The sequence below is a fragment of the Vreelandella indica genome, from assembly GCF_037070225.1.
In the GTDB taxonomy this organism is placed as follows: domain Bacteria; phylum Pseudomonadota; class Gammaproteobacteria; order Pseudomonadales; family Halomonadaceae; genus Vreelandella; species Vreelandella arctica.
Genome location: NZ_JBANSO010000004.1, coordinates 14,493 through 41,122 on the forward strand (window position 1 = coordinate 14,493; position 26,630 = coordinate 41,122).

At 55.9% G+C, this 26,630-nt stretch carries 22 protein-coding genes and 1 CRISPR repeat array (1 of these 23 only partly in view); of the genes, 15 read left to right on the forward strand and 7 right to left on the reverse strand.

Annotation, left to right across the window (positions count from 1 at the left end):
* Positions 1 to 43: 43 nt before the first annotated feature.
* From ugpA to V8L71_RS03605, 6 genes are all read left to right on the forward strand, one after another.
* On the forward strand, positions 44 to 928 hold the full coding sequence (gene ugpA / locus V8L71_RS03580; protein ID WP_336273231.1) for a sn-glycerol-3-phosphate ABC transporter permease UgpA: 885 nt from the start codon (positions 44 to 46) through the stop codon (positions 926 to 928).
* A 38-nt stretch (positions 929 to 966) separates the two neighbouring features.
* On the forward strand, positions 967 to 1,809 hold the full coding sequence (gene ugpE, locus V8L71_RS03585) for a sn-glycerol-3-phosphate ABC transporter permease UgpE (RefSeq protein ID WP_336273232.1): 843 nt from the start codon (positions 967 to 969) through the stop codon (positions 1,807 to 1,809).
* Between the two features lie 2 nt (positions 1,810 to 1,811).
* Positions 1,812 to 2,867 (forward strand): sn-glycerol-3-phosphate import ATP-binding protein UgpC, encoded by a 1,056-nt coding sequence (locus V8L71_RS03590; RefSeq protein WP_336273233.1) that lies wholly within the window; start codon positions 1,812 to 1,814, stop codon positions 2,865 to 2,867.
* Between the two features lie 76 nt (positions 2,868 to 2,943).
* Complete coding sequence (locus V8L71_RS03595; protein ID WP_336273234.1) at positions 2,944 to 4,188, forward strand: RNA polymerase sigma factor; 1,245 nt, start codon at positions 2,944 to 2,946, stop codon at positions 4,186 to 4,188.
* 82 nt (positions 4,189 to 4,270) lie between these two features.
* On the forward strand, positions 4,271 to 4,633 hold the full coding sequence (locus V8L71_RS03600) for a YciI family protein (protein WP_336269165.1): 363 nt from the start codon (positions 4,271 to 4,273) through the stop codon (positions 4,631 to 4,633).
* A 21-nt stretch (positions 4,634 to 4,654) separates the two neighbouring features.
* Complete coding sequence (locus V8L71_RS03605) at positions 4,655 to 5,026, forward strand: DUF1428 domain-containing protein (protein WP_336269166.1); 372 nt, start codon at positions 4,655 to 4,657, stop codon at positions 5,024 to 5,026.
* A 150-nt stretch (positions 5,027 to 5,176) separates the two neighbouring features.
* On the opposite strand, the gene V8L71_RS03610 is transcribed toward V8L71_RS03605, so the two are convergent.
* Together V8L71_RS03610 and V8L71_RS03615 are read right to left on the reverse strand one after the other, a co-directional pair.
* Positions 5,177 to 5,626 (reverse strand): DUF305 domain-containing protein, encoded by a 450-nt coding sequence (locus V8L71_RS03610; RefSeq protein WP_035565191.1) that lies wholly within the window; start codon positions 5,624 to 5,626, stop codon positions 5,177 to 5,179.
* A 109-nt stretch (positions 5,627 to 5,735) separates the two neighbouring features.
* Positions 5,736 to 6,401, reverse strand: a complete 666-nt coding sequence (locus tag V8L71_RS03615; RefSeq protein ID WP_336273235.1) for an SDR family oxidoreductase — start codon at positions 6,399 to 6,401, stop codon at positions 5,736 to 5,738.
* 199 nt (positions 6,402 to 6,600) lie between these two features.
* Here V8L71_RS03615 and V8L71_RS03620 point away from each other — a divergent pair, with 199 nt between their 5' ends.
* The 5 genes from V8L71_RS03620 (at position 6,601) to V8L71_RS03640 (ending at position 10,247) form a co-directional block, all read left to right on the forward strand.
* Complete coding sequence (locus V8L71_RS03620) at positions 6,601 to 7,764, forward strand: glycosyltransferase family 4 protein (RefSeq protein WP_176303369.1); 1,164 nt, start codon at positions 6,601 to 6,603, stop codon at positions 7,762 to 7,764.
* Complete coding sequence (locus tag V8L71_RS03625) at positions 7,727 to 8,266, forward strand: phosphatase PAP2 family protein (RefSeq protein WP_176303370.1); 540 nt, start codon at positions 7,727 to 7,729, stop codon at positions 8,264 to 8,266. The genes V8L71_RS03620 and V8L71_RS03625 overlap by 38 nt, the downstream gene beginning before the upstream one ends.
* Before the next feature lie 1,059 nt (positions 8,267 to 9,325).
* Entirely contained in the window at positions 9,326 to 9,457 is a 132-nt protein-coding gene (locus V8L71_RS03630) for an entericidin A/B family lipoprotein (protein WP_008956940.1), read from the forward strand.
* A 5-nt stretch (positions 9,458 to 9,462) separates the two neighbouring features.
* The gene (locus V8L71_RS03635) at positions 9,463 to 9,993 is read left to right on the forward strand and encodes a YqiA/YcfP family alpha/beta fold hydrolase (RefSeq protein ID WP_035564130.1); all 531 of its coding nucleotides are present in this window, start codon (positions 9,463 to 9,465) and stop codon (positions 9,991 to 9,993) included.
* 86 nt (positions 9,994 to 10,079) lie between these two features.
* A complete protein-coding gene (locus V8L71_RS03640) occupies positions 10,080 to 10,247 on the forward strand; it encodes a DUF6435 family protein (RefSeq protein ID WP_144408617.1) in 168 nt (55 codons plus the stop codon).
* A 14-nt stretch (positions 10,248 to 10,261) separates the two neighbouring features.
* Here the strand turns inward: V8L71_RS03640 and ntrC are convergent, their stop codons facing one another.
* The 4 genes from ntrC to glnA all read right to left on the reverse strand — a co-directional run bounded on the left by ntrC (position 10,262) and on the right by glnA (position 15,076).
* On the reverse strand, positions 10,262 to 11,689 hold the full coding sequence (ntrC, locus tag V8L71_RS03645; RefSeq protein WP_101147083.1) for a nitrogen regulation protein NR(I): 1,428 nt from the start codon (positions 11,687 to 11,689) through the stop codon (positions 10,262 to 10,264).
* Positions 11,682 to 12,743: a nitrogen regulation protein NR(II) gene (gene glnL, locus V8L71_RS03650; protein WP_035586359.1), complete on the reverse strand. Its 1,062-nt coding sequence runs from the start codon at positions 12,741 to 12,743 to the stop codon at positions 11,682 to 11,684. Before glnL ends, ntrC begins: the two co-directional genes overlap by 8 nt.
* 221 nt (positions 12,744 to 12,964) lie before the next feature.
* Complete coding sequence (locus tag V8L71_RS03655) at positions 12,965 to 13,513, reverse strand: DUF4124 domain-containing protein (protein ID WP_101147084.1); 549 nt, start codon at positions 13,511 to 13,513, stop codon at positions 12,965 to 12,967.
* Between the two features lie 156 nt (positions 13,514 to 13,669).
* Complete coding sequence (gene glnA / locus V8L71_RS03660) at positions 13,670 to 15,076, reverse strand: glutamate--ammonia ligase (RefSeq protein ID WP_101147085.1); 1,407 nt, start codon at positions 15,074 to 15,076, stop codon at positions 13,670 to 13,672.
* 533 nt (positions 15,077 to 15,609) lie between these two features.
* Between glnA and V8L71_RS03665 the strand changes: the two genes are divergently transcribed.
* Complete coding sequence (locus V8L71_RS03665) at positions 15,610 to 16,233, forward strand: hypothetical protein (protein ID WP_101147086.1); 624 nt, start codon at positions 15,610 to 15,612, stop codon at positions 16,231 to 16,233.
* A gap of 36 nt (positions 16,234 to 16,269) precedes the next feature.
* On the opposite strand, the gene V8L71_RS03670 is transcribed toward V8L71_RS03665, so the two are convergent.
* Positions 16,270 to 17,298: an acyltransferase family protein gene (locus tag V8L71_RS03670; protein WP_101147087.1), complete on the reverse strand. Its 1,029-nt coding sequence runs from the start codon at positions 17,296 to 17,298 to the stop codon at positions 16,270 to 16,272.
* A 151-nt stretch (positions 17,299 to 17,449) separates the two neighbouring features.
* Here V8L71_RS03670 and V8L71_RS03675 point away from each other — a divergent pair, with 151 nt between their 5' ends.
* The 3 genes from V8L71_RS03675 to V8L71_RS03685 all read left to right on the forward strand — a co-directional run bounded on the left by V8L71_RS03675 (position 17,450) and on the right by V8L71_RS03685 (position 19,702).
* On the forward strand, positions 17,450 to 18,532 hold the full coding sequence (locus V8L71_RS03675) for an alpha/beta hydrolase (protein ID WP_232774933.1): 1,083 nt from the start codon (positions 17,450 to 17,452) through the stop codon (positions 18,530 to 18,532).
* A 45-nt stretch (positions 18,533 to 18,577) separates the two neighbouring features.
* Positions 18,578 to 18,880, forward strand: a complete 303-nt coding sequence (locus tag V8L71_RS03680; protein ID WP_101147088.1) for a hypothetical protein — start codon at positions 18,578 to 18,580, stop codon at positions 18,878 to 18,880.
* A gap of 390 nt (positions 18,881 to 19,270) precedes the next feature.
* Positions 19,271 to 19,702, forward strand: coding sequence for a DUF29 domain-containing protein (locus V8L71_RS03685; protein ID WP_101147089.1), 432 nt, complete (start codon positions 19,271 to 19,273; stop codon positions 19,700 to 19,702).
* 241 nt (positions 19,703 to 19,943) lie between these two features.
* Positions 19,944 to 26,630: a CRISPR direct-repeat array (repeat unit 28 nt; unit sequence TTTCTGAGCTGCCTGGGCGGCAGCGCAC); it runs 843 nt beyond the window's last position.

Consider the following 26,630-nt stretch of genomic DNA (forward strand, 5'->3'; position numbering starts at 1 on the left):
GCCCTTAGGGTAGGCGGCGATTTCGTTTACATGCGAGCTGCCCATGCAAACTAAACGCATGACGTTTCCAGGGCGATGGCTGCCTTTCGCACTGCTGGCGCCCCAGGTAATTGTTACTCTGATCTTTTTTATCTGGCCTGCGGGCCAAGCGCTGTACCAATCGCTACTGCGTGAAGACGCTTTTGGGCTGCGCTCTACGTTTGTGGGCCTGGAAAACTTTGCCCGTCTGTTTCGCGACGGTAGCTACCTCAATTCGATGTCGGTGACCGCCATATTCGCTGTTGGCACCACGCTGGTATCAATGTCGGTGGCGCTACTGCTGGCTAGCACTGTGAACCGGATGATTCGTTCACGCAGCACCTACACCACGCTCCTCGTTTGGCCTTACGCCATTGCGCCTGCGATTGCCGGTGTTTTGTGGTGGTTTATCTTCAACCCTTCCATCGGCATCGTGCCCTATATGCTGGAAATGGTCGGCTACCAGTGGAATCACCGTAACTCGGGCAGCGACGCCATGCTGCTGGTCATTCTTGCCGCGGCCTGGAAGCAAATCTCTTACAACTTTCTGTTCTTTTTGGCGGGTCTACAGTCTATTCCGCAATCGCTCATTGAGGCAGCCTCAATTGACGGCGCCAGCCCCACTAAGCGTTTCTGGACGATTATCTTTCCACTGCTTTCTCCCACGACCTTCTTCTTGATGGTGGTTAACGTGGTGTACGCCATGTTCGACACCTTCGGCATTATCCACGCCACTACCCAAGGCGGACCGGCTCAGTCGACCAATATCTTGGTTTACAAGGTTTACGCTGATGGCTTTGTAGGCCTCAATTTGGGTTCTTCCGCAGCTCAGTCGGTGATTCTCATGGTGATTGTAGTGGTGCTCACGGTGATTCAGTTCCGCTTTATTGAGCGGCGCGTGAACTATTAACAAACGTACTATTAAATCGGCCTCGTTGGAGTGTTGTCATGGTTGAAAATCGCCCATGGGCCAATTTTTTCGCCCATACCGTGTTAATCATCGGCGTCGCGCTGGTGGTCTTTCCGGTTTATATCGCCCTGGTGGCCTCGACCCAGGCGCCGGGTGAGTTAATGCGTGGCACCCTACCGCTGCTGCCCGGCAGCCATGGGATCGAAAACTATACCCAGATGTGGCAATCGGGCATATCGTCAGCGAACTCCCCGCCTGCCGCGCTGATGCTTTGGAACAGCTTTGTGATGGCCATGACCATCACCGTGGGAAAGCTGTCCATTTCGCTACTTTCCGCCTTTGCGATTGTCTACTTCCGCTTCCGTTTTCGGATGTTCTTCTTCTGGCTGATCTTCGTCACCCTGATGTTGCCGGTTGAGGTGCGCATTATCCCCACCTTTCAGGTGGTCGCGGACCTTAATATGCTCAATAGCTTTGCCGGGCTGTCGATACCTTTGATTGCCTCAGCCACCGCGACCTTTCTGTTCCGACAGTTTTTCATGACCATTCCCGAAGAGATGCTCGAAGCCGCCAGGGTCGACGGCGCCGGGCCGTTCAAATTCTTTAAAGACATCTTGATGCCGCTCTCCGTAACCAACATCGCGGCGCTGTTTGTGATCATGTTTATTTATGGCTGGAACCAGTATTTGTGGCCGCTGCTGATCACCACCGACCCCGACTACACCACCATTGTGATGGGCATTCAGCGCATGACCTCGGAAGAGAACCCACAATGGCACCTGGTGATGGCCGCAGTGGTGATGGCAGCGCTGCCACCGGTATTAGTGATTCTGTTTATGCAACGCCTGTTTGTGAAAGGCCTGACCGAGACGGAGAAATAAGAATGGCCAGTATTACCTTGGAAGGCCTAAAAAAAACCTACACCGGCGATGTTCACGCCGTCAAAGGCATCGACTTACACATTGAAGACGGTGAATTCGTAGTACTGGTCGGGCCTTCGGGCTGCGGAAAATCCACCCTGCTACGTATGGTAGCGGGGTTGGAAACCATCACGGCAGGCACGCTCACCATCGGCGATCGGGTGGTGAATAAGCTCGAACCCGCCGAGCGCGATATTGCCATGGTGTTCCAGAACTATGCGCTCTACCCGCATATGACGGTGTACAACAACCTCGCCTATGGCCTGAAAAACCGCGGCTTCAAAAAAGACGAGATTGATAAGCGCGTTCAGGTCGCCGCCAAGATGCTGGAAATAGAGGATTTTCTGGATCGCAAACCGCGCAAGCTCTCAGGCGGTCAGCGCCAGCGGGTGGCCATGGGCCGCGCCCTGGTGCGCGAGCCTGCGGCTTTCCTGCTTGATGAGCCGCTTTCCAACCTGGATGCCAAACTGCGTGTGCAGATGCGCGTGGAGATCAAGCAACTACAGCGACGACTGAAAACCACCAGCCTCTATGTGACCCACGATCAGTTGGAAGCCATGACCCTGGGCGATCGCTTAGTGGTACTAAACGCCGGTCAGATTGAGCAAGTGGGCACGCCAATGGAGATCTACGCCCGCCCTGCCACCATGTTCGTGGCCGGCTTTATCGGTTCGCCCGCCATGAACATGCTGCCGGTGGATTACCTCAAAGCCCAGGGTGCCAACGGCCTGCTGGATAACCTGCCCGAAGGTACCGATATCGTCGGCATTCGACCGGACGATATGCACCTGGCGCCGCCGACTACGCCTTACCTAACTGTCGACTCTACGCTTGCGCTGTTTGAAGCCGCCGGTGCCGAAAGCCACCTGTACGTGACCCTCGCTGATAGCGACCAGCCCACGGTCATCCGCGTGTCGGGCCAGCCGCCGGTAGCCGAAGGCGAAACTCTGCGATTTTTTGTAACCCGCGATGCTCTGCATCCTTTCAACAGCGCCACGGGGAAACGCACAGGGGATTGAACGCCTCCCTCCCAAAAAACAAGTCAACGGAGAAACCATGCACTACGTTTGAGATAAAGCTTTCGGATCTCCCTTGATGAGTACTGAATCTGCATCCATTGACGACCTGTATCGTGAGCACTCCCGGCGCGTGCAGGCGACACTGATACGCCTGCTGGGGGAGTTTGAGCTGGCCGAAGAAGCCATGCAGGATGCCTTTATGGCGGCTGTTCAACAGTGGCCAATTAACGGCAAACCTGATAACCCCACGGCATGGCTAATTCGCACCGGCTACCACAGCGGAATCGACCAAATCCGCCAACGCAGTACTGCTCGCCGTCGGGCTCACTTGCTATTACCCACAGAGCGGTTACCTACAGAAGAGACGCTGGATCTTGAGCTAACGGCTATCGAAGACGACGCCTTGCGGCTGCTATTTACCTGCTGCCACCCAAGTTTGAGCATGGAAGCACGGATTGCCCTGACGCTTCGCGAAATATGCGGTTTGACCACTGAGCAAGTAGCCAGCGCGCTACTGATGAAGCCTACGACGCTGGCTCAGCGTATCGTACGAGCCAAACGTAAAATTCGCGATGCGCATATTCCTTATGCCGTGCCTACCCAGGAAGAATTACCCGAGCGCCTACCCGATGTGCTCCAAGTTATCTATCTGGTCTTCAATGAAGGCTACTCACGCAGCACGGGCACCAGCGTGGTTGATATCAGCCTAACCCAAGAAGCCATGCGACTGGGCAATGAGCTGGCACGGCTACTGCCCCAGGGAGAGGTGTTTGGGCTGATGGCATTGATGCTGCTCAACGATGCTCGGCGCGATGCCCGTCAAAATAGCGCCGGTGAGCTGATCACCCTTGATGCTCAGGATAGGCGACTCTGGCACCAACGTGACATCCACACCGGCATTAAGTGGCTTGAACAGGCACTGGCACTCACCCCCGCTGGCTACTATACGCTTCAGGCTTCGATTGCCGCTGAACACGCCCAGGCTAGCATCGCTGAACGCACTGATTGGGGGCGTATCGTGAGGCTCTATGATGCCCTATGCCGACGCTTTCCATCGCCGATTCTGGCATTGAACCGTGCGGTGGCCATTGCCATGAACGGTGCTCCCGCGACCGGCCTGCAGTTACTCGACGACATCGCTCAGCATCCGCAAATATCCCGCTATCATTTGTTTCATGCTGCGAAAGCGGATTTGCTGCGTCGCCAGGGCCAGTATGAGGCCGCACGTAACGCCTATCAGCAAGCGTTACTATTGGCCACTCTGGAGCCAGAAAAACGGTTTTTGAACAGGCGATTGGCAGAGCTCGAAAATTCCCCATAAAAAAATGCTTAGGCTATGTCGATTCAAGACGATGCCAAACGACTAAAGAGAGTCACTACCCTGACCAACCAGGAGACTCCCCATGAAGTACGTTGCGCTGGTGTATTACCAAGAGCAGATTATCAACGCCATGAGCGAACAGGCATGGCAAGACCTCAATCATGAGTGTATCGCCGGGGTAGAGCGCTTGAGCACCAACGGCCACTACCTAGCCGGACAAGCGTTACAGCCAGTAGAAACCGCTACCACCGTGCGTGTACGCGATGGCGAGACGTTAATCTCCGATGGTCCCTTTGCGGAAACCAAGGAGCAGTTGGCCGGCTTCTACCTGCTCGAAGCCCACGACTTGAATGAGGCGCTGCAGCTGGCTAGCCGCATCCCACCAGCCCGGCTGGGCAGCATTGAGGTACGCCCCGTTCGAGAACTCTCCCCTAAAGCACAATAAAACAGTAATAGGAGAACAGCCATGAGCAAGCTTACACACCCTTATGTAGATGGTTTCGTCGCTGCCGTACCCAGCGCTAATAAAGATGCGTTTATTGAGCATGCCCGTGCCGCGGCCGTTGTATTCAAGGAGCACGGCGCACTGCGGATCGTGGAGTGCTGGGAAGACGATGTTCCCGAAGGGGAAGTGACCTCCTTTTCCATGGCGGTCAAACGCAAGGATGACGAAAGCATCATCTTTTCCTGGATAGAGTGGCCATCGCGGGCCGTCCGTGATGAAGGAATGGCCAAGGTCATGCAAGACCCGCGCTTGCAGATGGATGTTAATCCAATGCCGTTTGATGGCAAGCGACTCATTTTCGGTGGTTTTAAAAGTATCATTGATGAGGAGTGACAGGGCACCGGCCGACATAAAAGTTGGAAGCGCTATGCGTGAACCGCCGCCATGGCGCCTTCCAAGCCAATGTCCGACCGACTACCCGCCAACTGAATTTCGATAATCTTGTGCCAACCTACCCACCAGTAGCGGTTTCACTAAACGTTATTACTCATCCTCAAGATCCGCTATTAATGCTTTCATTTCTGCGATCTCTTCCCGCTGGGTCTCGATAATTGAGTCGGCGAGTTCACGTACGCGGGGATCGGTTATCTGAGCACGCTCACTGGTCAGAATGGCAATAGAGTGATGCGGAATCATCGCCTTCATATAGGAAACATCATCCACCGTCTGCTGGCTACGCACCAGCCACAGCGCCCCGGCAAAGACCACGATGCTGCCCACCAAAATAGCCAGGTTCACGCCCTTTTTGGAGTACATATCAAGCATGAAACCCAGCATGACCACTGCCATCGTGGCCCCCATGACAATAGCCATGTAAGTACGAGTTTCACTGAAAGTGACATGGTCTAGCTGGTAAGTGTTCAGGTACATCAACCCCAACATGATCACGGTCGCCGTCACGATCATAGCGCCGAAACGTAAATACATTTTCATCGCATTCCTCCTTGAACCAATTATCGGAGTTACGAGTGTAGATACCGATTCGCTATCCTGGCGAATGACAACGGTGCAACCAAAGGATGCTTTTCATGTCCCGCAACGATCACCAGGAAAGAAGCTCCCCATTGCTATGCCAAAACCCACCACTGTTATCTAGTGTCAGTGCTTCAATACGGGCAGCAATCCCTAAAGCAGCTTCTTGCGGGCTTATTAATCCACCAAAATTGACCATGCGTGTTTGCACATAGCCTGGGTGAAGCTGGGCTACCGCAATACCTTTGGGCTTCAGATCTACTGCCAGCGATTTACCAAACGCATTCAGCGCTGCTTTAGAGGCTCGATAACCATAGCGCCCACCGGAGTCGTTATCAGCAATTGAGCCCATTCGACTAGTGATATTGGCGATTTTGCTGCCTTCGGCAAGGTTGGGGAGCAGCGCCTCGACCACCCGCAACGGCGCATAGGCATTAATTTCCATCTGCTCTCGGATACTGTCGAGATCAATATCGCCAAGCGATTCATCACGCAGCATGCCTGCATTGTTAATTAACAGCGTGATCGCTTGCCCGTCGAGCGCCGTTACCAGGCGGACGATATCATCTGGCTGGGTAACATCAATGTTCTCAATCACTTGATCAGCCACGCGATCGAGCTCTTCCGACGACTGACGGCAAACGCCTATAACCTGCCACCCAGCGTCAAAATAGTGCTCTGCCAACGCTAAACCTACGCCGCGATTGGCTCCCGTAATTACCACTGTCGGCTTCATGTTTGTCTCCCTGTTGCCATTTATAATGCGTCCTACCCAGCCTAGGTGATAATCGCGCGATTGGCTTTCTGACAGTCATGGCATTGCCGTTCGTTATCATTCCTTACCACGTTGTCATCGCTTGTTCATCCATTTGACTCGGCAGTGTCATTCACTCTGCCCACACTGCATAAAAACGTGATAAAGGGATGGATCGCTTATGCGGCTCTGCATCGTCAGTGAAACATGGTCACCGGATATTAATGGCGTTGCCCATACGCTGAGCCGGTTAAGCTACGAACTTCGTCGGCAAGGAGTGCCGGTTGATGTTATTCGTCCTCGCCCAAGAACCCCTAGTCATGCAACGGGGGTGAACAGCGAACTGCAAGTGCAGCGCCTTGCTTTACCCGGCTATTCCGATGTTCAGGTGGGATTAGTCACACCCGCCACATTACGACGCTTTTGGGACCAACATCGCCCTGATGTTATCTACTTAGCAACCCAAGGCCCGCTCGGCTGGGCTGCTCGTCAAGCGGCACGGCGGCTCAATATCCCTCTAGTGGCGGGTTGGCACACGAACTTTGATCACTACTGCGAAGATTATGGTGTTACTTGGCTGGCATCGACCACACGGCGCTACCTTCGCTACTTTCATAATGGCTGCGACCTAACGTTAGTGCCTACCCATCAGCAAGCTAATACGCTTCAACAGCAAGGGATCCGGGATATCCATGTGCTTTCACGTGGGCTAGACGGAGAGCGCTTCTCGCCTGCTCATCGTGATACACAATTGCGCCAGCGCTGGGGCGTAGGCGAACATCAGCCGGTCGCACTTTATGTTGGTCGGTTAGCCGCCGAAAAAAACCTCACCCTGCTCCATGAAAGCCTTCAAGCCATGCGCGAAGTGCGTCCCGATATCGCTCAGGTCATCGTAGGCGACGGCCCTGCGCGGGCACAGCTGGAAAAAGCACTGCCGGACGCGCATTTCACCGGCTTCGTGGGGCAGGAATCGCTGGCTCGCCACTATGCCAGTGCCGATCTGTTTATTTTCCCCTCACTTTCAGAAACCTGGGGGAATGTGGTCGCAGAAGCAATGGCCAGCGGCTTAGCCGTGGTGGCTTATGAGCATGCTGCCAGCGCCGAACTCATTAATAGTGGCTATAACGGTATTACCGTTCCCGCTGGCAATAGCGCTGCCTTTCAGCAGGCAGCGGTCGAGCTGTGCCAGCACCCCGCTGACTACGCGCGCCTAGGTCGAGTAGCGCGCTTACGTGCACTTGAACAGAGCTGGACAGGGATTGCAGAGCAGTTTCTGCGTTATTTACACCAAGCCCAGGAGGCTCACCATGCGCCCGCGTCCGCTTGTCGTATTCGACCGTCTTGATTTACTAGAGTGGCAATTATGCCAGCGCATATCGCGGCTCTCGCTGTATCGCCCCTGGCGCATTACTCTGCAAGCTGCCAGCCGCTTAGGTGATTGGCCGGTATGGGTGCTGCTGATTCTGGCCCAGCCCTGGCTTCAACCAAACGGCTCGTGGCGGTTGATGCAGTACAGCGTTATTGCGCTGTTTGCCATAGCTGTATATCGCCTGGTAAAAACACGACTCTGTCGTGAGCGGCCCTTTATCACCTATAGCGAGGGCATCCTGTGCTGTGAACCGGCACGTGATCGTTATAGTTTTCCCAGCGGCCACACCATGCATGCGGTGATGTTTAGCGTATTAGTAGCCGCTCACACCCCCTGGCTACTACCGGTGATCCTACCGCTATCCCTACTGATTGCGATCTCCCGCGTCGGACTGGGGCTGCACTATGTGAGTGATGTACTGGCAGGCGCTGCATTGGGCTATGCCTTTGCCTTGGTCAGCCTTTATTGGATGGGGTAATGGCCGTTTTCTTCCGACTTATTTTTACCGCTTATTAACCGTGGGCTGGCTTGCATTTGGCTTGCTCTATTTCGAGCGTATGGTGCCTGAGCGAGGCAAAGGCCGTTGGAAGCACTAACGCAAAATGCCTGCTTACGCGGGCATTTTAGTTATTTTTAAATAATTGTTATGGTTAGAGCAGTTGGTTAAATGTCGGGAGGCATGTCATCGCGCTCGTCCATAGTGGCCATGAAAGATGTCTTAAACATCATATACACACCAACCCCCGAAAACCCTAAGAACAAAACAAACATGCATAACATCAATGCCATCGCCATAATCTTGTCCCTGGTCGTGTGCGGTCGTTACGTTGACGTTTTCTAACCGCTACATTTGGTTTTATCGAAAGGATAGACTAAAACACAGGTTTTATCTGTACGAGAGCTGTGTGTACAAAAGCGATGCAAAAAGCTAAATTTTAAAATATATAAAAATCAAGTACTTAAAATATTTTTCGCACGCAAAAAGACCACCCCGTTTTCACGAGATGGCCGTTTTGCACCGACTCCACTCCTTGGTCTGATGAACAGCGCCTCCTTGCGCTGCAACCAGTGAGTGGGCGGATTGTCCTTTAACTTAACTCCCTGTTTGTCTTTCGGCGTCCTGCCTTCCTTTTTTCTCTCAACCCACTCACTTAGTTACTAATAACAATTATCTAAACGGCTAGAGCTAAACAACTGAACTTCTACGCAACTACTCAGTAGCTGCAGGGACTGCGCCAAGCCATGCCAATAATCAACATTAATAATTAAAAACAATAACTTAAAAACAACAAACATCTCCAAATAGGCTAATTTCCCTGCACTTTTGATGTGTAGAACTGGCACATGCGACATAAGCACACGTTATCAAGACACATCTATCTAGCTGAAACACATTAAAATGATGGCGAAACGGCGCAACAGCGATTATTTTTGCTAACGAACCTTCCCACTTTGCTATAAAAAGGCTTTGCTTTAAAAAGTGTCCAGACAGCTCTATCAATGTTTGACGCACGCCCATGCCTTTGAGGAAACCGCTATGAAACGTACTATTGCGCTTGCCATACTCGTCATGACCACACTTCTGTTGGTAAGTGGTTGCAATACCATTCGGGGTGCTGGTGAGGATATCGAACAGGGTGGAGAAGCTATCCAACGCTCAGCGAGCTAAACGTGATGATGACTGTTTACTTATCCCACGGCCTAGAGAGCGGCCCAGGGGCACTTAAAATCCAGGCACTAAAAGGCGTTGCTGAAAAACTAGATGATTGTGAGCCCGTGGTAATGGACTATCGAGGCATGGCAGAGCCCCAGCAACGTCTTCAGCATCTTTTACAGGTGATAGCCGAGCGCGGTGATGACCCTGCCCACTGTGTACTGGCAGGTTCAAGCCTGGGCGGGTGGCTAAGCGCGGCCGTCAGCGCTCAGCAGCCCGTATTAGGCTGTTTTTTGTTAGCCCCCGCGTTAGGCATAGCCGCCTACCCTGAAACGTCGCCCACCATCCAGGCACGCCACACGCACATTGTTCACGGCTGGCGCGATGATATCGTTGCCCCTGAACCGGTGATTGAACGTGCTCGCCTGCAGCGGCTGTCGCTGAGAATGGTGGACGATGATCACCGCTTACACGCCAGCCTCGACACCATTTTGGTCGATTTTGAGCGCTTTCTATGTCAATGCAGCGCGGACTCTCAGAACGACGCATAACCGCTGACCAAAACAAACATTCGACACAAGCAACCAAAACCTATACAAATGGTGTACACCAAAACCAGATAGTGAGGAAATTGCTTATGTTTGGCATGTTTAAGCGCGACCCCAAAAAGAAACTCCAGCAAAATTATGAGCGTAAACTGCAAGCCGCGATGGAAGCGTCTCGTAACGGCGATATGCGCGCCAATGCCACCCTTACCGAAGAAGCTGAGGCGATATTGGCTGAGATTAAACGCCTTGAGCAGTAACGACTGCTTAGCCTTTACTCGTCAGCCAGTGCTGGCAGCAGCGTTTTTAATTTGCGGGTCAGTGTATTACGCCCCCAGCCAAGCAGTTCAGCGGCTTCACCTTTGCGTCCACCGGTATGCTTTAAAGCGGTTTCAATCAGAATCCGCTCAAAATCGGGCACCGCCTCTTCCAAAAGATGGGTATGGCCTTCGGCCAAGGCATGATCCGCCCAGTCGCGAAACGCCGTACGCCAATCGCCATGGGCGCTACTTTCGGAAGCGCTTGGCGAGCGCAGTTCCTGCGGCAAATCTTCAACCAGGATTTCACGCCCCGACGCCATCACCGTCAGCCACCGGCAGATATTTTCCAACTGCCGCACGTTACCGGGCCACGGCAAGCGTGTTAGGTGGGCTTCCGCTTCACTGGTCAGCACCTTGATATCGGTAGTCAGCTCTTTCGCCGCTTCGGCCAGAAAGTGTCGGGTTAAACGTGGTATATCTTCGCGCCTTTCAGCCAGTTTCGGCAGGTGGATACGAATCACGTTCAGGCGGTGGAACAAATCCTCCCGGAAGCGGCCGTCATCCACCAGCACTTCTAGATTTTGGTGAGTAGCGGCGATGATACGCACGTCCACTTTGACCGGCGTATGCCCCCCGACGCGATAGAACTCACCATCCGCCAGCACGCGCAGCAGGCGCGTTTGGGTTTCCGATGGCATATCGCCTATTTCATCTAAAAACAGTGTGCCGCCGTTGGCCTGCTCAAACCGCCCTTGGCGCTGCTGTGCCGCCCCAGTAAAAGCACCCTTCTCATGGCCAAACAGCTCCGATTCGATCAAGTCGCGAGGAATCGCCGCCATGTTCAACGCGATAAAGGGTTTACCGGCACGCGGGCTATGCTGATGCAGCGCCTGGGCAACGCGCTCTTTACCCGTCCCCGACTCCCCGTTGATTAACACCGTGATATGCGAGTGAGAAAGACGGCCAATGGCGCGAAACACCTCCTGCATCGCGGGCGCTTCACCAATAATCTCAGCGTTTAAGCCTTCCGGCACGGCGACCGGTCGTTGGCGTTCCCGGGCGTGGGCCACGGCGCGGCGCACCAGCGCCAGGGCTTCATCAACGTCAAACGGTTTAGGCAGGTATTCAAACGCCCCGCCCTGATAGGAAGCGACGGCGCTGTCTAGGTCGGAATGGGCGGTCATCACGATCACCGGTAGATCGGGATGCGCCTCGCGTACTCTCGCCATTAAGTCCAGGCCGTCGATGCCTGGCATACGAATGTCGGTGACCAGCACGTCGGGAGGGCTTTCCAGTAAACGCGCAAGGGCTGTATCTGCACGCTCAATACACTCAACATCGAGATCGGGCTGCGCCAAGGCGCGCTCCAGCACCCAGCGGATAGCGCGGTCGTCATCGACAATCACCACCCGCGCAACATCGGTACGTGTAGCCTCAGTCATGACGCTTCTCCGGTAAAATTATTACCAATGGAATCAGTAAACGAAATTCGGTATGTCCGGGTCGTGAGTCGCATTCGATCAATCCTTGATGTTGGTGCAAAATCGACTGGGCGATCGATAACCCAAGGCCACTGCCTTCTGCGCGTCCTGACACCATCGGGTAGAACAGCGTTTCCTGCAGCGTATCGGGAATGCCTGGGCCGTTATCAATCACCGAGACTTCACTGACTAAGCGGTGGCGTTCCGCCCCGAGGGTAAACTGTCGCCGGGCGCGGGTGCGCAATATTAAGGTAGGTTCAGGGGTTTGAGCATCGCTCATGGCTTGCACGGCGTTGCGTGCAACGTTGAGTACCGCTTGAATCATTTGAGATTCATCGCCGGAAAGGTCGGGCAAACTGGGGTCATAATCGCGGCTAATAACAACGCTGGGATGCTCGGCAATTAACAGCGCGCGTACACGCTCCAACACCCGGTGAATATTGACCGGCTCATGCTTAAGCACACGGTTAGGGCCCAGCATGGAGTCGACCAAGTCGCGCAGCCGATCCACCTCTTCCACAATGATATGGGTATATTCGCGCAGCGCCGGATCGTCTAAATCCCGTTCTAACAGCTGTGCAGCACCACGAATCCCGCCGAGCGGGTTTTTCACTTCGTGAGCAAGCCCACGGGCCAATATCTTGATGGTTTCTTGGCGAGTGGTCAGCGCCTCTTCACGCGAGATCTGCATTAACCGATCCCGCGGCTCCACTTCTAACAGTAACTCGTCGTCCGATAGCGGCGTTACAGTGTAGTCGACCGTCAGCGGCTCACTGTTCAGCGGCGTAATACGCGCTTCTCGCTGGGTGTAAGGATGAAACGCATCCCGCGCTTTAGCCAATACCTCATCGATGCTGTCAACACCGCCCAGAAGCGTATCTAGGCTGATGCCGTGAACGCGGCTTAAGCTAACCGCTAGTAAGGCTTCAGCGGCAGGGTTCATCCAGCGCACACGCAGCTCGCCGTCCAGCAGCAGTACCGCCGTGGTGAGATGTTCAAGCAAACGCTGATGCATGGTGGTGTCCTGAGAAATTACGTCTTCCATCGCCGTTGCAGACCTACAGGTGGATAATCAATGAGGGAACTGCAAAAAGCGCGCCAATTATGCATTTATGCCTAGTTGCACGGCTTGCGGGCATAGCAATAAAAGAAGATGGATCGTTTTAGCGCAATCACCGCGCCAAATGCCTCCACAACCGCACCAATTTAGTGCATTCGAGATTTTAACCACCCGGTCTAAGGAACCGTAATCGTCACTGCGGGCGTGCGGTGCTGTAAACGCTGGCTACTATCCAGTAGCTCTGCTTGAAGCTCGTGCTGCCCCGCAGGAAGCCCCGTTAACCAGAAAACATCACTGTGCAGCGCGGTCTGGCTAATCTCTCCATTCACTATCAGCCGCACTTGGTGGTCATCGCGCAGCGGAGGCGCAATAGCCACTTCCACCGCGGTGCTTCGCTCCGGCAGCCGTGCGCCTTGCTGGGGCAGTGCAATCGAAAAATGGTCATACGGCATAAAAGGCTGCCCTGGCTTGCCACGTGGGCGCCCAGTAGCGGGCGTGGCTACACTGGCCGTAGCTGCGCTTAACCCAGGCGGCAGGCTTGGCAACGGTGCCAATTCCAACGCCTCCCCGCCGCGGCCAGGGTTATCGGTAAACGTAACGTTGCCGTGCTCATCAATGACCCTGAAAACCGTTTGCCCAAAAGCCGCACCTGACATGATGGCCGCCCCGATGCCCAGCAAAGCGGCCATCAAGAAGCTGATCGTGTACGTGGTTAGCTTGCCCATACTGCTCCTCACACTTGTCACACCCTCAATAACGAAAAACCCCGCCGAAGCGGGGTTTTGATACTATTTTGATCAACTGCGTTTTGATCAACTGCGTCTTTATCAACTGTTACCACCGCTAGGGTGATGGTAGCAGTTAGGTGCTAAAAGCGCTGATTAGCAGCTGTAGTACATATCAAACTCGATGGGGTGCGTCGTCATACGGATACGCTCCACTTCTTCCATCTTGAGTTCGATGTAGGCATCGATCATTTCGTCGGTGAACACGCCACCTTCGGTCAGGAACGCACGGTCAGCGTCGAGGGCTTCCAGTGCTTGATCCAGGCTGTGTGCTACGGTCGGTACTAACTTGCCTTCTTCTGGCGGCAGGTCGTACAGGTTTTTATCCATTGCATCGCCAGGATGGATCTTGTTCTTGATACCGTCGATACCGGCCATCAACATGGCAGAGAATGCCAGGTACGGGTTGGCAGTCGGATCAGGGAAGCGAGCTTCAACACGCTTGCCTTTCGGGCTAGCGGTGTAAGGAATACGGATAGAAGCAGAACGGTTACGGGCACTGTAGGCCAGCATGACCGGCGCTTCAAAGCCAGGTACCAGACGCTTGTACGAGTTGGTAGAAGCGTTAGTAAAGGCGTTTAGGGCACGGGCGTGCTTGATGATGCCGCCGATATAGAAAAGCGCCATTTCAGACAGGCCAGCGTACTCGTCACCGGCGAACTGGTTCTCACCACCTTTCCAGAACGACTGGTGAACGTGCATACCAGAACCGTTGTCGCCTACCAGCGGCTTCGGCATAAAGGTCGCCGTTTTACCATACGCGTGCGCCACGTTGTGGATCACGTACTTCATTTCCTGCACTTCGTCAGCTTTCTTCACCAGCGTGTTGAATTTAACGCCGATTTCGTTCTGACCCGCGTTGGCAACTTCGTGGTGGTGAACCTCGACAGTCTGGCCAATCGCTTCCAGGGTGTTACACATCGCGCCACGAATATCGTGGAAGCTGTCAACCGGGGGAACCGGGAAGTAGCCGCCTTTAACGCGCGGGCGGTGGCCTAAGTTACCGCCTTCTACCTGGTTACTGGTCGCCCAAGCGCCTTCGTCAGACGTGATTTTGTACATGGAGCCCTGAATGTCAGACTTCCAATGCACTTCGTCAAAGATAAAGAATTCAGGCTCAGGACCGAAAAACGCAGTGTCGCCCAGGCCAGTAGACTCTAGATAAGCTTCAGCGCGCTTGGCGATGGAGCGCGGGTCACGATCGTAGCCCTGCATAGTGGCCGGCTCGATGATGTCGCAGCGCAGAACCAGCGTCGCATCTTCGGTGAAGGGGTCGAGATAGCCAGTGCCATCTTCCGGGCGCAGAATCATGTCGGATTCGTTAATGCCCTTCCAACCTTCGATAGAAGAGCCATCAAACATCTGGCCATTCTCAAAGAATTCTTCGTTCACATCGCGAGCAGGCACAGTCACGTGCTGTTCTTTACCGCGAGTGTCGGTGAAACGCAGATCTACCCACTTAACATCATGTTCTTCAATTAGCGCGAGAGTCTTGGCTGACATAGAGTCCTCCGGTATGAGCGTGGCTTAAAGTTAACGACTGTAAGCTACCGATAAATGTGTTGTTCGACAAAATACGCGCTAAACCGCACGTTTGTCATTCTTGTTCGCTCAACGTTTGCCTGACATTAGTGAACAAATCGCTCAGCGAGCATTTCAGACCGGCTATCGTTTTAGCACGTCGTAGGGCTTATGCCTACGGCCCGCTAGCCGCTTGCAAATATAATGCAGAGAACATGCCAACCCTGCACCAAGATGGCATAAAAAATCAGCAACCAATTGTTTTATAAACGTTAAAAAGTGGACAAGGATGCCTCTTGATGACGCATAGCAGCTAAATGCTGGTTCGGCAGCTGTTTAAAAAAGCCATAGCGCACCAATACAGGGCAAAAATAATGTTTTATGCGCCAATAAAGTGCATGAATAATAGTGAGCCCTCTTTTTTGGCTCGCAAGTTTTTTTACTTGCTACCCAAATAAGCCAGATACTACAATAAATTACAATTTGATAGATTTGCTCACAATCGGAGTCGGCAAATGGGGTCGGTTTGCTTTATCGTTGATGCCATGGTGACGGGTAACATGTTGCCACGCCACTTAAAATCCATACGTGATTCTGGCGTAGCCGACCACTTGCTGCCCATTTTGGTAACCAGCACGCAAGCCCATGCGCGTCTCAGCTCGATTGAGCAGCGCTACCACACTCATTGCTTGATCACCCCCAAGCTACCACTAGGCGCACGCCTCAATAAAGCAGCCTTTGCCAGCCAAGCTGAGTGGTTAATTATTGCGCTGCAGAAGCAGCCACTGCCTGCCAGCCTCTGGGGCTCACTCTACCCGCAATTGAACACCTACAACCTTGATGCCTTAATTGTTGGCCTTGCTCAGCCATCATTAGCCAAACGCATCCTGCGCCGCTTATTGGCAAGCACGCTGCTGTTACCGCCCTACATCGCCGTCAGGCGGGCCTGGCTTGAGCGCTTAGGTGGATTTGATCCCGAGCTGGATGACGCCAGCGCGATTGACGATTTTTTACAGCGTTTGCATGACTGCCCCACTCGCTTAAAAACGTACAGCGGCCGCTTGCTTAGCCAGGCTGCTGAACACACATCCGCCATGCTGCCCAACGACCCGGATCTCGCTTACACATCGAAGCGGTAAGCCGTGCCTTTCGATTTATGCACTCACATATTTCCATTACCGAACCTTCAAGCGCTTGCCAAACAGCATCGCTCCCAGTGTGGTGGTATTCGCCAATTTATTAAGGGCCACCGACCCGGCGAGTCCCACGACGATGAGTACCAGCGCATACACCCCAATCGGCAACGACAAAGGCTCAACGACCAGATCGGCAAGCACAAAGAACATGGGGTGGGCCAAGTAAATCCCAAACGAATACGCATTGATGTGGCGCACCCACAATGGCGCCGGGCGCCCAGCCAAATAACGCATGGCGCAAAGCGTAAACAGCACGAAAAATGGAATCACCCACACCTCTTTGGATGAAAACGCCAGCCAACCCGCAAACGTCGCCGCTATAATTAGCGCCACCAACAGCACCAACCACGCCGGGTGCGCCAATTGCTGCATCCAGGTGGGCCGCTCAGCGAGTACACCCTCTTGAGCTAGCGGGTAGTAGCGCACTAGCACCAGCGCCAGGAAAAACACATAGATCCACCCCAGCGGGGCGATCCACAGCAGGTAGCCGGGCAAATCAACATCAAACCAATAAGCCAGCCCCCAATACGCCATGCTGATAACGCAGGCACCCCACAACCATGGCACCGGATTCAATCGCCACAGCTGCCAGCGGGTAAACAGCCAATAAGCCACGTAAAACTGCATCGCAATGATCAAAAAATAGCCATGCCAGCCCGCATAAACGTAATACTCGATAGCATTAGCCACGAACCCCACCGGCTCATCCGACGCCTGTTGGCTTAACCATTCAGCGGTGGAATAAATAAAGCCATACACAAAGTACGGCACCATCACATACTTTACGCGCTGAATAAGAAACCCCTCCGGCACGGATTTATCGTAGCGAACAGCAAACACAAAGACCGATATAAACAGAAATATTGGCGTACCCAGCACCAGCGGCAGGCGCATTAAATCAGTGGCGACATTATCGAGGCGTTGATTGACGTGATCTAATAAATGAAACAAAAAAACGGCTATACAGCCGTAAGCGCGCAACCAATAGATCTCTTCAATTTTTCGCATTGGGCCTCCCGCCGCTACATACGCCTAACCTGCTATCCTGCATGGCTACTTTGTGTAACTGCTCGGCATAACGAGTCTGCATAGCTACGATGAACAACCAGTACCGCCGCGCTGTCCGACTTTATTAAACTAGTTTAATTCCGGAGAAAACGTGTTCATCCCAAAACCACCTTTCCTCTCCTACCGGTTTCGCACCCTACTCACCACTTTTATTGGGTGGCTAACACTCAGCGGCCACAGCTTGGCAAGCGACGTTGAGCATCATTATTTTTCCTCATCCACCCTCGGTTACGATTACCCTTATAGCGTGTATTTACCTGATAATTATGACACCCAGTCGACTACGCCCTATCCCGTCATTTACATGCTGCACGGCTCTTTTGGCACCGACCGCGACTGGGTTTCCCGCGGCAATTTACAACAGGTAGCCGACAGGTTAATTCGCGCAGGGCATATACCCCCGGCAGTTTTCATTATGCCCGGCAGCCGCAGCTGGTGGGTAGATGGCCATAACGAACCCGCCCGTAGCGCGTTTTTTAATGACCTAATGCCCCACGTGGAAGCTACCTATCGCGTTGGGCAAGAACGCCACCTACGTGGCGTAGCGGGGCTTTCCGCCGGTGGTTACGGTGCGCTTAACTTCGCCCTAGAACGGCCTGATTTATTTGCCGCCGTCGCGGCGCTTAGCCCCGCAAGCTACGCCCCCCTACCACCGCGCAACTCCTCCGCCTGGCGCCACCCAGCCTTTATTAATGACCAAGGGCAATTTGACCGCGAGCTTTGGGAAACCCTCAACTACACCGCCCATTTAGAAGAGTACCGCCTGCGTGTCACCCCCCGCGGCACCGATGAAGAAGGCGACCTTCCCCCCGTACCACTGTATATCAGCGCCGGGCGCAGCGACGTTTACGACGCAGAATTTCACGCCCGCTTACTCCGCCAAGCCATGGAGCGCATTCAACCCAACGAGGTACGGCTCGACCTTTACCCCGGCGGCCACACATGGCAGGTTTGGCGCGCCAGCCTACCCGCCGCGCTCAATTTCCTGTTTCAATACGTGGGGCAAACAAACAGCGTAGCGGGAATTGAAAAACAAGCTGAAACACAAGTTGAAACGCAAACTGAAGAACAGATTGAAGAGCAGAATGAAGAACAAGCCAATGAAGCGCGAGCAGAGGCAGCAAGCCCAGGCGGTTTAGAAAGCACCGCCAGCCCTGATGAAGTAAGCAGCTGAACGCACTACACTGAAGCAACATCCAACACGACAAGGAAGACCACAATGCATCAGCATATTGAATGGGACGAACCCGGCAGCGCCAGCGTAGCGGAATACTTTAAAAACGACCCCGACCACAGGGCACCCGACCCAGGCGATATTATTTCCGCACGTTTCCAGGGCATGATGGTACGCATCAAAGTAGAAGCCTACCGCGAAGATGACGCTGTCAGCATTGGCGAAGTTGTCGCCATTATCGACACCAGCGGCGGCCGCCACCAACGCCACAGCAAGCTCGAAGTCGGCCACATCGTACGGGTACCCGACGACAAACGCGCCATGGAAACACCGCCGAAAGAAGATTAACGCGTTAGCGCGTTCCTGATTTCAGTAACAGAGGCCATCCAACGCGATGGCTTTTTTGTGTGAATTTGAATAGCCAAGCAGCCATTCTTGAGTAGCGTAATCGCAACCACATTGATGGCCTTGCGATTACGCGCAGCAATACCAAAGGCACTTATCATATTTATTGCGGATGGGGAGACTCGAACTCCCACATCTTTCTGAGCTGCCTGAGCTACAGCGCAAATTAATCACCTAAGGTGGCAGGCAAACTATCCTCACACTCCGCGTTAGCAACAGTTAACAGAAGCCACCATGTAAATTTATACTCACTTCAATATTGTCGCCTGTTGTCTTCTTGCGTTTACACTAAACAAATGCAAAGTGGTTTAGCGGTTTTAGAGGAGTATCACTATGGCCGTACATTATGAACACGATGCCTATGCCTGGGCCCTGGAGCAAGCTGGGCTACTGCGGGCGGGGAAACTGGAGCAACTTGATCTTGAGCACCTCGCCGAGGAGATTGAGAGCATGGGCAAAAGCGAACGGCGCGCGCTGGTCAGCCAATTGGCTCGTCTGTTAATGCACCTGCTGAAATGGGATCACCAGCCCGAACGCCGCTCACGTAGCTGGCGGTTGACGATCATTGATGCCCAAGCCAAAACGAATCGCTTACTGAACGACAACCCCAGCCTAAAAGCATCATTACCTGAACTGATGAGCGAAGCGTACGAAGATGCACGCCGCGCAGCAGCGATTGAGACCGATAGCGAGCTGCACGCTTTTCCAGAAAAGTGTATGTACAGTTTCGATGAAGCGGTAACGTTTCAACCTGTCGAGCACTAAATCGCATGAAAGCAGTCAGGCCTAACCACTTACTCGCCCAATGCACGTCACTTGTAGCTTGGCATGAGCGCTAGCGCACCCCGAAAGCACCGCACAGCGATACTACCAGTACACATCTTAAATCTAGCAAAACTGCCTGGACGGCAGCGTACTCTCACCCATACTTCTGCGCTTCGTTGACGTTTACCTGAGCTACCTGGGCAGCGCACGAGCAGGATGCCTACGCCTGGGCGCTTGAACATTTCTGAGCTGCCTGGGCGGCAGCGCACGGCCAGCACTCAAGATGCCCTGCGCGACGAATTTTCTGAGCTGCCTGGGCGGCAGCGCACGGCCAGCACTCAAGATGCCCTGCGCGACGAATTTTCTGAGCTGCCTGGGCGGCAGCGCACGGTGAACAGCTTGGTGATGTGGGTTCGCCTTGTTTCTGAGCTGCCTGGGCGGCAGCGCACGGGCATTTGCGCGGCTGCTTGGTGGCGCGGGTTTTCTGAGCTGCCTGGGCGGCAGCGCACGAGGGAGGGGCCGTTGATTTGAATTTACCCTTTTTCTGAGCTGCCTGGGCGGCAGCGCACGACTACATTCGCGATACGGGCGGCAGCTTGTCTTTCTGAGCTGCCTGGGCGGCAGCGCACTCGGTGTTGACGCTGGGGATAGCCGCTGCTTTTTTCTGAGCTGCCTGGGCGGCAGCGCACAATTTCGCATCGGCACGCACTGAAATGGTTAGTTTCTGAGCTGCCTGGGCGGCAGCGCACGACCCCACTGGGTCGGCACGCCAATAGCGTCATTTCTGAGCTGCCTGGGCGGCAGCGCACTCTCGCCCGCCTCACTGGCCTGGCTTTCTAGCTTTCTGAGCTGCCTGGGCGGCAGCGCACTGGAGAATTCCCAGGCGGCGGGGGTGGTGGCGTTTCTGAGCTGCCTGGGCGGCAGCGCACAGGGCAACATCGAGAAGGCCGAAGCCTGGAACTTTCTGAGCTGCCTGGGCGGCAGCGCACATGGGCGTGAATCCCAACAGCGGCCGATTCCATTTCTGAGCTGCCTGGGCGGCAGCGCACGGCACCAAAGGCAAGATAGTCACGCCTGACATTTTCTGAGCTGCCTGGGCGGCAGCGCACGTCCCGCCCGCTGGCTTGCCCGACGACGTAGTTTTCTGAGCTGCCTGGGCGGCAGCGCACGCAGCTTGCCGAGCGCCTTCAAGGCTTCGTTCTTTCTGAGCTGCCTGGGCGGCAGCGCACGTTGAGCCTAGGAACTTGCGCGGGATGCCGGCGTTTCTGAGCTGCCTGGGCGGCAGCGCACATGGGCACGGTAGGCACCGGCAAAAGCCACCTTTTCTGAGCTGCCTGGGCGGCAGCGCACCCAACAAGCGGCCCATCATGTCCGACTTGAAATTTCTGAGCTGCCTGGGCGGCAGCGCACGGGGTGTAGTGAATGACGCATCAGGGTCAGATTTTCTGAGCTGCCTGGGCGGCAGCGCACTAACGCACGGTTGAATTGCTGCTTGGCCTCCATTTCTGAGCTGCCTGGGCGGCAGCGCACTTCGCGATGCGGGAGATTGACGGCATAAGCGATTTCTGAGCTGCCTGGGCGGCAGCGCACCTTAGCGAGCACTTGGAGTCTGCCGAGCTACTTTTCTGAGCTGCCTGGGCGGCAGCGCACCTTGGCGATCTGCAAAGCTGGCTTCCAGTTCCTTTCTGAGCTGCCTGGGCGGCAGCGCACGCTTCGTAGCTAACAGGATTGCGAGCTAGCTTTTTCTGAGCTGCCTGGGCGGCAGCGCACACGCCCGTAACCTGCGCAGCCACCTAGCGTCCTTTCTGAGCTGCCTGGGCGGCAGCGCACGCGATTAGCGGCCCGCCTTGCGCCCAGTCGATTTTCTGAGCTGCCTGGGCGGCAGCGCACGGCGCCAGCGCGCAAACCTTTGTGCTGCGCGTTTTCTGAGCTGCCTGGGCGGCAGCGCACGAGCTCATCAATGACCAGCTCATACGCGGGCTTTTCTGAGCTGCCTGGGCGGCAGCGCACCAAAGAAGCGAGGCGAACCTCCTACCCACATTTTTCTGAGCTGCCTGGGCGGCAGCGCACAGATGACAGCACCGCGCGGCAGGAACAGGAATTTTCTGAGCTGCCTGGGCGGCAGCGCACCGGGTGCTATTGTCCTTGTTGCTGAAGTACTGTTTCTGAGCTGCCTGGGCGGCAGCGCACTGCAAGCAGTGCGCGCGCCGTTCGTGCCAGAATTTCTGAGCTGCCTGGGCGGCAGCGCACAGGCCAACGCCGAACGTGGCACCGGTGTCGATTTTCTGAGCTGCCTGGGCGGCAGCGCACTAGGCGGTCGGCGGCGTCGACGAGGTCTATTTTTTCTGAGCTGCCTGGGCGGCAGCGCACTCGCAGGCCCAAAAACCCGCGCGCTACTTCATTTTCTGAGCTGCCTGGGCGGCAGCGCACCAGGTCGCCTGCCGACATCCAGATTTCATCGTTTTCTGAGCTGCCTGGGCGGCAGCGCACTGCAGTTCGCCCAGGCGCTGCTCGATGTGGGCTTTCTGAGCTGCCTGGGCGGCAGCGCACGCAGCTTATCCAGCACCTCTAACGAATCGTTATTTCTGAGCTGCCTGGGCGGCAGCGCACCCTTCCCGGTCTTTGCCCATCAGCACGCCAGCTTTCTGAGCTGCCTGGGCGGCAGCGCACGATCCCAAGAAGCGCTACTTTCGCGTGCGCACTTTCTGAGCTGCCTGGGCGGCAGCGCACAAGCAGCATGAAAAGGATCGCCGCTTCTTCCTTTTCTGAGCTGCCTGGGCGGCAGCGCACTGTTGGCATCACGGCGGTCCATCATTTGGGACTTTCTGAGCTGCCTGGGCGGCAGCGCACCGCAGAATGCGCACCATGACTTCACCGTCGCGTTTCTGAGCTGCCTGGGCGGCAGCGCACCGTTGGCCTTGAGGGCTTTTGCGTAGGGGTTGTTTCTGAGCTGCCTGGGCGGCAGCGCACCCGAAACGGCGGCGGTGTTCGCGGCCACCGATTTTCTGAGCTGCCTGGGCGGCAGCGCACCGTCGCGCCCGTAACCAGGGCAGGCGGGGCGTTTTCTGAGCTGCCTGGGCGGCAGCGCACTCACCCAACAGATCTAAAAAAGCGCGCTCGAATTTCTGAGCTGCCTGGGCGGCAGCGCACAACCGTAACCAGGGCGGTGTGAGGGCGAAGCCTTTCTGAGCTGCCTGGGCGGCAGCGCACCGTAGCAACTGTTCAATCTCAGCCAGGCTATTTTTCTGAGCTGCCTGGGCGGCAGCGCACACTGACGTTCGCGCGGCTGGCGGTACCGGAGATTTCTGAGCTGCCTGGGCGGCAGCGCACTGACAGGGCGCGCATGTCGCCGGTGTAGCCGTTTTCTGAGCTGCCTGGGCGGCAGCGCACGGTTCGCCCTGGCTGGGCGGCGAAGTGTTCGCTTTCTGAGCTGCCTGGGCGGCAGCGCACGCTGGACGGCGCCAGCGGGTCGCCTAGCTGGTTTTCTGAGCTGCCTGGGCGGCAGCGCACTTATCGCCAATTTGCAAATCGGCAGGGCGGCTTTTCTGAGCTGCCTGGGCGGCAGCGCACTACGAAACAATGCGCGAAAGACGCGCCCCGATTTTCTGAGCTGCCTGGGCGGCAGCGCACCGACCATGGATAGCCAAACAAAAACGGGCTCGTTTCTGAGCTGCCTGGGCGGCAGCGCACTGGCAGCATCGAGTTATTCCGAGTGACGTGGTTTTCTGAGCTGCCTGGGCGGCAGCGCACTTGGATTGTTAACGCCGATACGGCAGAGGAGGTTTCTGAGCTGCCTGGGCGGCAGCGCACTTCGTGCCAAAAGAAACTTTAACCCAGATCACTTTCTGAGCTGCCTGGGCGGCAGCGCACGAGGCTTCACAATTTATGCTTTGCCCTAGCATTTTCTGAGCTGCCTGGGCGGCAGCGCACCTGAGAAATGCCAAAGCGTTTGCTGATTTTCATTTCTGAGCTGCCTGGGCGGCAGCGCACAAGACGTTTGGTTCCAGCGTTGGCGATGTAATTTTCTGAGCTGCCTGGGCGGCAGCGCACAAGATGAGTATCGCCGTGTCGCGGCACAGCTATTTCTGAGCTGCCTGGGCGGCAGCGCACTCGAGCGTCTGAATGAATACGATGAGCTGCTGTTTCTGAGCTGCCTGGGCGGCAGCGCACGTGGGGATGAAGAGGATGGCGTTCATTGGCAATTTCTGAGCTGCCTGGGCGGCAGCGCACGGCATCACTATCAACCCCCGGCTCACGCGCTATTTCTGAGCTGCCTGGGCGGCAGCGCACATTTACGCGACGTGTTAGGAAAGACCATGAATTTTCTGAGCTGCCTGGGCGGCAGCGCACATTAGCATTGAGCGCGGCCAGCGCGCCCTTGATTTCTGAGCTGCCTGGGCGGCAGCGCACACGCAGGGGCTTTTTTATGCAGGAGGGTTTATTTTCTGAGCTGCCTGGGCGGCAGCGCACACTGGCAGACACAAAAAAACCGCACTGTTGGCTTTCTGAGCTGCCTGGGCGGCAGCGCACCGGCAGCTCTTCTAGCAGCCGTTCATCAACGTTTTCTGAGCTGCCTGGGCGGCAGCGCACCCGCCGAACAACGCAGAGCCTAGCCCCGAAAGTTTCTGAGCTGCCTGGGCGGCAGCGCACTCTATCCAGTAGCGCGGCAATCCCTCGCCTGCTTTCTGAGCTGCCTGGGCGGCAGCGCACCTGGGCACAAACAACAAATGCCCGGTCTTGATTTTCTGAGCTGCCTGGGCGGCAGCGCACAAGTCGGGGCAAGCCTGATCGACGGTTTGCTATTTCTGAGCTGCCTGGGCGGCAGCGCACGCATGATCGTCAGCAACTGGGGCGGCATTGCTTTTCTGAGCTGCCTGGGCGGCAGCGCACTTTATTTGCTGTCATGTAAAGATTTTATCCGGTTTCTGAGCTGCCTGGGCGGCAGCGCACTGAAAATCTCATACGAAAAGCACGGCGTGGAATTTCTGAGCTGCCTGGGCGGCAGCGCACGCTCTGGGCTTTGGATGCCTGCAATGCGGACACTTTCTGAGCTGCCTGGGCGGCAGCGCACTTGATGTTCCCGTTTTCGGCACTGCCGTTCACTTTCTGAGCTGCCTGGGCGGCAGCGCACTTGCCGTGGTTAGCGTGGGCAGTGGGGGTAGATTTCTGAGCTGCCTGGGCGGCAGCGCACCAGTGGTCGATTGGCCGGTCGTTCCTGTAGACTTTCTGAGCTGCCTGGGCGGCAGCGCACGAGCCGGTGTTGCCCGCCGGCACCGTGATACTTTTCTGAGCTGCCTGGGCGGCAGCGCACAACGGGTGGCGGTAAACGATCCACGCCGCCACTTTCTGAGCTGCCTGGGCGGCAGCGCACGTTAAGCAGGGGCCAGCCTCTCGCGTCGTCGTTTTCTGAGCTGCCTGGGCGGCAGCGCACGTGGCACCTCCCTGGCTGCAGAGGTTGCCATTTTTCTGAGCTGCCTGGGCGGCAGCGCACTATAAGGATGTCATCTCCCCCTCTTTTGATTATTTCTGAGCTGCCTGGGCGGCAGCGCACGAGTGGCTCCCGATTCACCAGATGAAAGTAGATTTCTGAGCTGCCTGGGCGGCAGCGCACGTCGTATTCAGCCAGTAGCTCTGGATGCTCACTTTCTGAGCTGCCTGGGCGGCAGCGCACAGTCTGAGTTGGCGCGCGCTTGCGGGGTCAGTTTTCTGAGCTGCCTGGGCGGCAGCGCACGCTACCATTTAGGCGCTTGGCTTCGTTGAGTATTTCTGAGCTGCCTGGGCGGCAGCGCACCCCTGGTAGCCATAGTTGAAGCCCTGGTACCATTTCTGAGCTGCCTGGGCGGCAGCGCACACGGCACGGTCTCGGGCATTGCTAACCGTGCTTTTCTGAGCTGCCTGGGCGGCAGCGCACTGTCGCGCTTCGGCTGATCGTCGGTGTTGGCTTTTCTGAGCTGCCTGGGCGGCAGCGCACCCGCTCGATACCCGCGTAGGACACCGCGACTGTTTCTGAGCTGCCTGGGCGGCAGCGCACCCTGCACACCATGGCGATCGCACCGGCCGTAATTTCTGAGCTGCCTGGGCGGCAGCGCACCAGGGCGTGCGAAGAGCTACGGCCGTTTGATTTTTCTGAGCTGCCTGGGCGGCAGCGCACTTACAAAGCCAAAGGCCAAGCATTTTGGCTGGTTTCTGAGCTGCCTGGGCGGCAGCGCACGTAGGCCATCTCTGTTGGTTCACTCATCGCTTTTTCTGAGCTGCCTGGGCGGCAGCGCACACCGGCGCACCGCCTCCCGGCGGGGTGATTTTTTTCTGAGCTGCCTGGGCGGCAGCGCACGCTCAGCGTTTCAGTCGCTACCGTCTATCGCTTTTCTGAGCTGCCTGGGCGGCAGCGCACGTACCGTGTCCTATTGCCAAATGGCCTTGAATTTTCTGAGCTGCCTGGGCGGCAGCGCACTACCGTCGACTGGATCTGCTGGCGCGCTTACGTTTCTGAGCTGCCTGGGCGGCAGCGCACCACTTAGTTGCGGAGGTGCTGGGCCTCGCTGCTTTCTGAGCTGCCTGGGCGGCAGCGCACTGCTTGTTCCATTCGATACCGATGGGTTGCTTTTTCTGAGCTGCCTGGGCGGCAGCGCACACTGTTGGTGCTGCGTCGAACCGATGCTCATTTTTCTGAGCTGCCTGGGCGGCAGCGCACCTGGATACTGCGCTTCAAGCGCGACGGAACCATTTCTGAGCTGCCTGGGCGGCAGCGCACTTTTCGTAGTTGGTCAGGTACACGTCCGCATTTTTCTGAGCTGCCTGGGCGGCAGCGCACTATCACCGCGTCAGCCGCCGCCGCCATGGACTTTTCTGAGCTGCCTGGGCGGCAGCGCACCCTGAGTCGCTTTTCGCGAGCGCCGCGGCCTTTTTCTGAGCTGCCTGGGCGGCAGCG

Coding starts and splice junctions, on each gene's coding strand:
- V8L71_RS03655 (WP_101147084.1), bottom strand. CDS start 13,513: ATGGGCAAGCTAACCACGTACACGATCAGCTTCTTGATGGCCGCTTTG.
- V8L71_RS03615 (WP_336273235.1), bottom strand. CDS start 6,401: ATGAAGCCGACAGTGGTAATTACGGGAGCCAATCGCGGCGTAGGTTTA.
- V8L71_RS03685 (WP_101147089.1), top strand. CDS start 19,271: ATGGCCGTACATTATGAACACGATGCCTATGCCTGGGCCCTGGAGCAA.
- glnA (WP_101147085.1), bottom strand. CDS start 15,076: ATGTCAGCCAAGACTCTCGCGCTAATTGAAGAACATGATGTTAAGTGG.
- V8L71_RS03640 (WP_144408617.1), top strand. CDS start 10,080: ATGTTTGGCATGTTTAAGCGCGACCCCAAAAAGAAACTCCAGCAAAAT.
- V8L71_RS03665 (WP_101147086.1), top strand. CDS start 15,610: ATGGGGTCGGTTTGCTTTATCGTTGATGCCATGGTGACGGGTAACATG.
- V8L71_RS03625 (WP_176303370.1), top strand. CDS start 7,727: ATGCGCCCGCGTCCGCTTGTCGTATTCGACCGTCTTGATTTACTAGAG.
- V8L71_RS03670 (WP_101147087.1), bottom strand. CDS start 17,298: ATGCGAAAAATTGAAGAGATCTATTGGTTGCGCGCTTACGGCTGTATA.
- V8L71_RS03590 (WP_336273233.1), top strand. CDS start 1,812: ATGGCCAGTATTACCTTGGAAGGCCTAAAAAAAACCTACACCGGCGAT.
- V8L71_RS03635 (WP_035564130.1), top strand. CDS start 9,463: ATGATGACTGTTTACTTATCCCACGGCCTAGAGAGCGGCCCAGGGGCA.
- V8L71_RS03610 (WP_035565191.1), bottom strand. CDS start 5,626: ATGAAAATGTATTTACGTTTCGGCGCTATGATCGTGACGGCGACCGTG.
- V8L71_RS03600 (WP_336269165.1), top strand. CDS start 4,271: ATGAAGTACGTTGCGCTGGTGTATTACCAAGAGCAGATTATCAACGCC.
- V8L71_RS03595 (WP_336273234.1), top strand. CDS start 2,944: ATGAGTACTGAATCTGCATCCATTGACGACCTGTATCGTGAGCACTCC.
- ugpA (WP_336273231.1), top strand. CDS start 44: ATGCAAACTAAACGCATGACGTTTCCAGGGCGATGGCTGCCTTTCGCA.
- glnL (WP_035586359.1), bottom strand. CDS start 12,743: ATGCATCAGCGTTTGCTTGAACATCTCACCACGGCGGTACTGCTGCTG.
- V8L71_RS03605 (WP_336269166.1), top strand. CDS start 4,655: ATGAGCAAGCTTACACACCCTTATGTAGATGGTTTCGTCGCTGCCGTA.
- V8L71_RS03630 (WP_008956940.1), top strand. CDS start 9,326: ATGAAACGTACTATTGCGCTTGCCATACTCGTCATGACCACACTTCTG.
- ugpE (WP_336273232.1), top strand. CDS start 967: ATGGTTGAAAATCGCCCATGGGCCAATTTTTTCGCCCATACCGTGTTA.
- ntrC (WP_101147083.1), bottom strand. CDS start 11,689: ATGACTGAGGCTACACGTACCGATGTTGCGCGGGTGGTGATTGTCGAT.
- V8L71_RS03680 (WP_101147088.1), top strand. CDS start 18,578: ATGCATCAGCATATTGAATGGGACGAACCCGGCAGCGCCAGCGTAGCG.
- V8L71_RS03620 (WP_176303369.1), top strand. CDS start 6,601: ATGCGGCTCTGCATCGTCAGTGAAACATGGTCACCGGATATTAATGGC.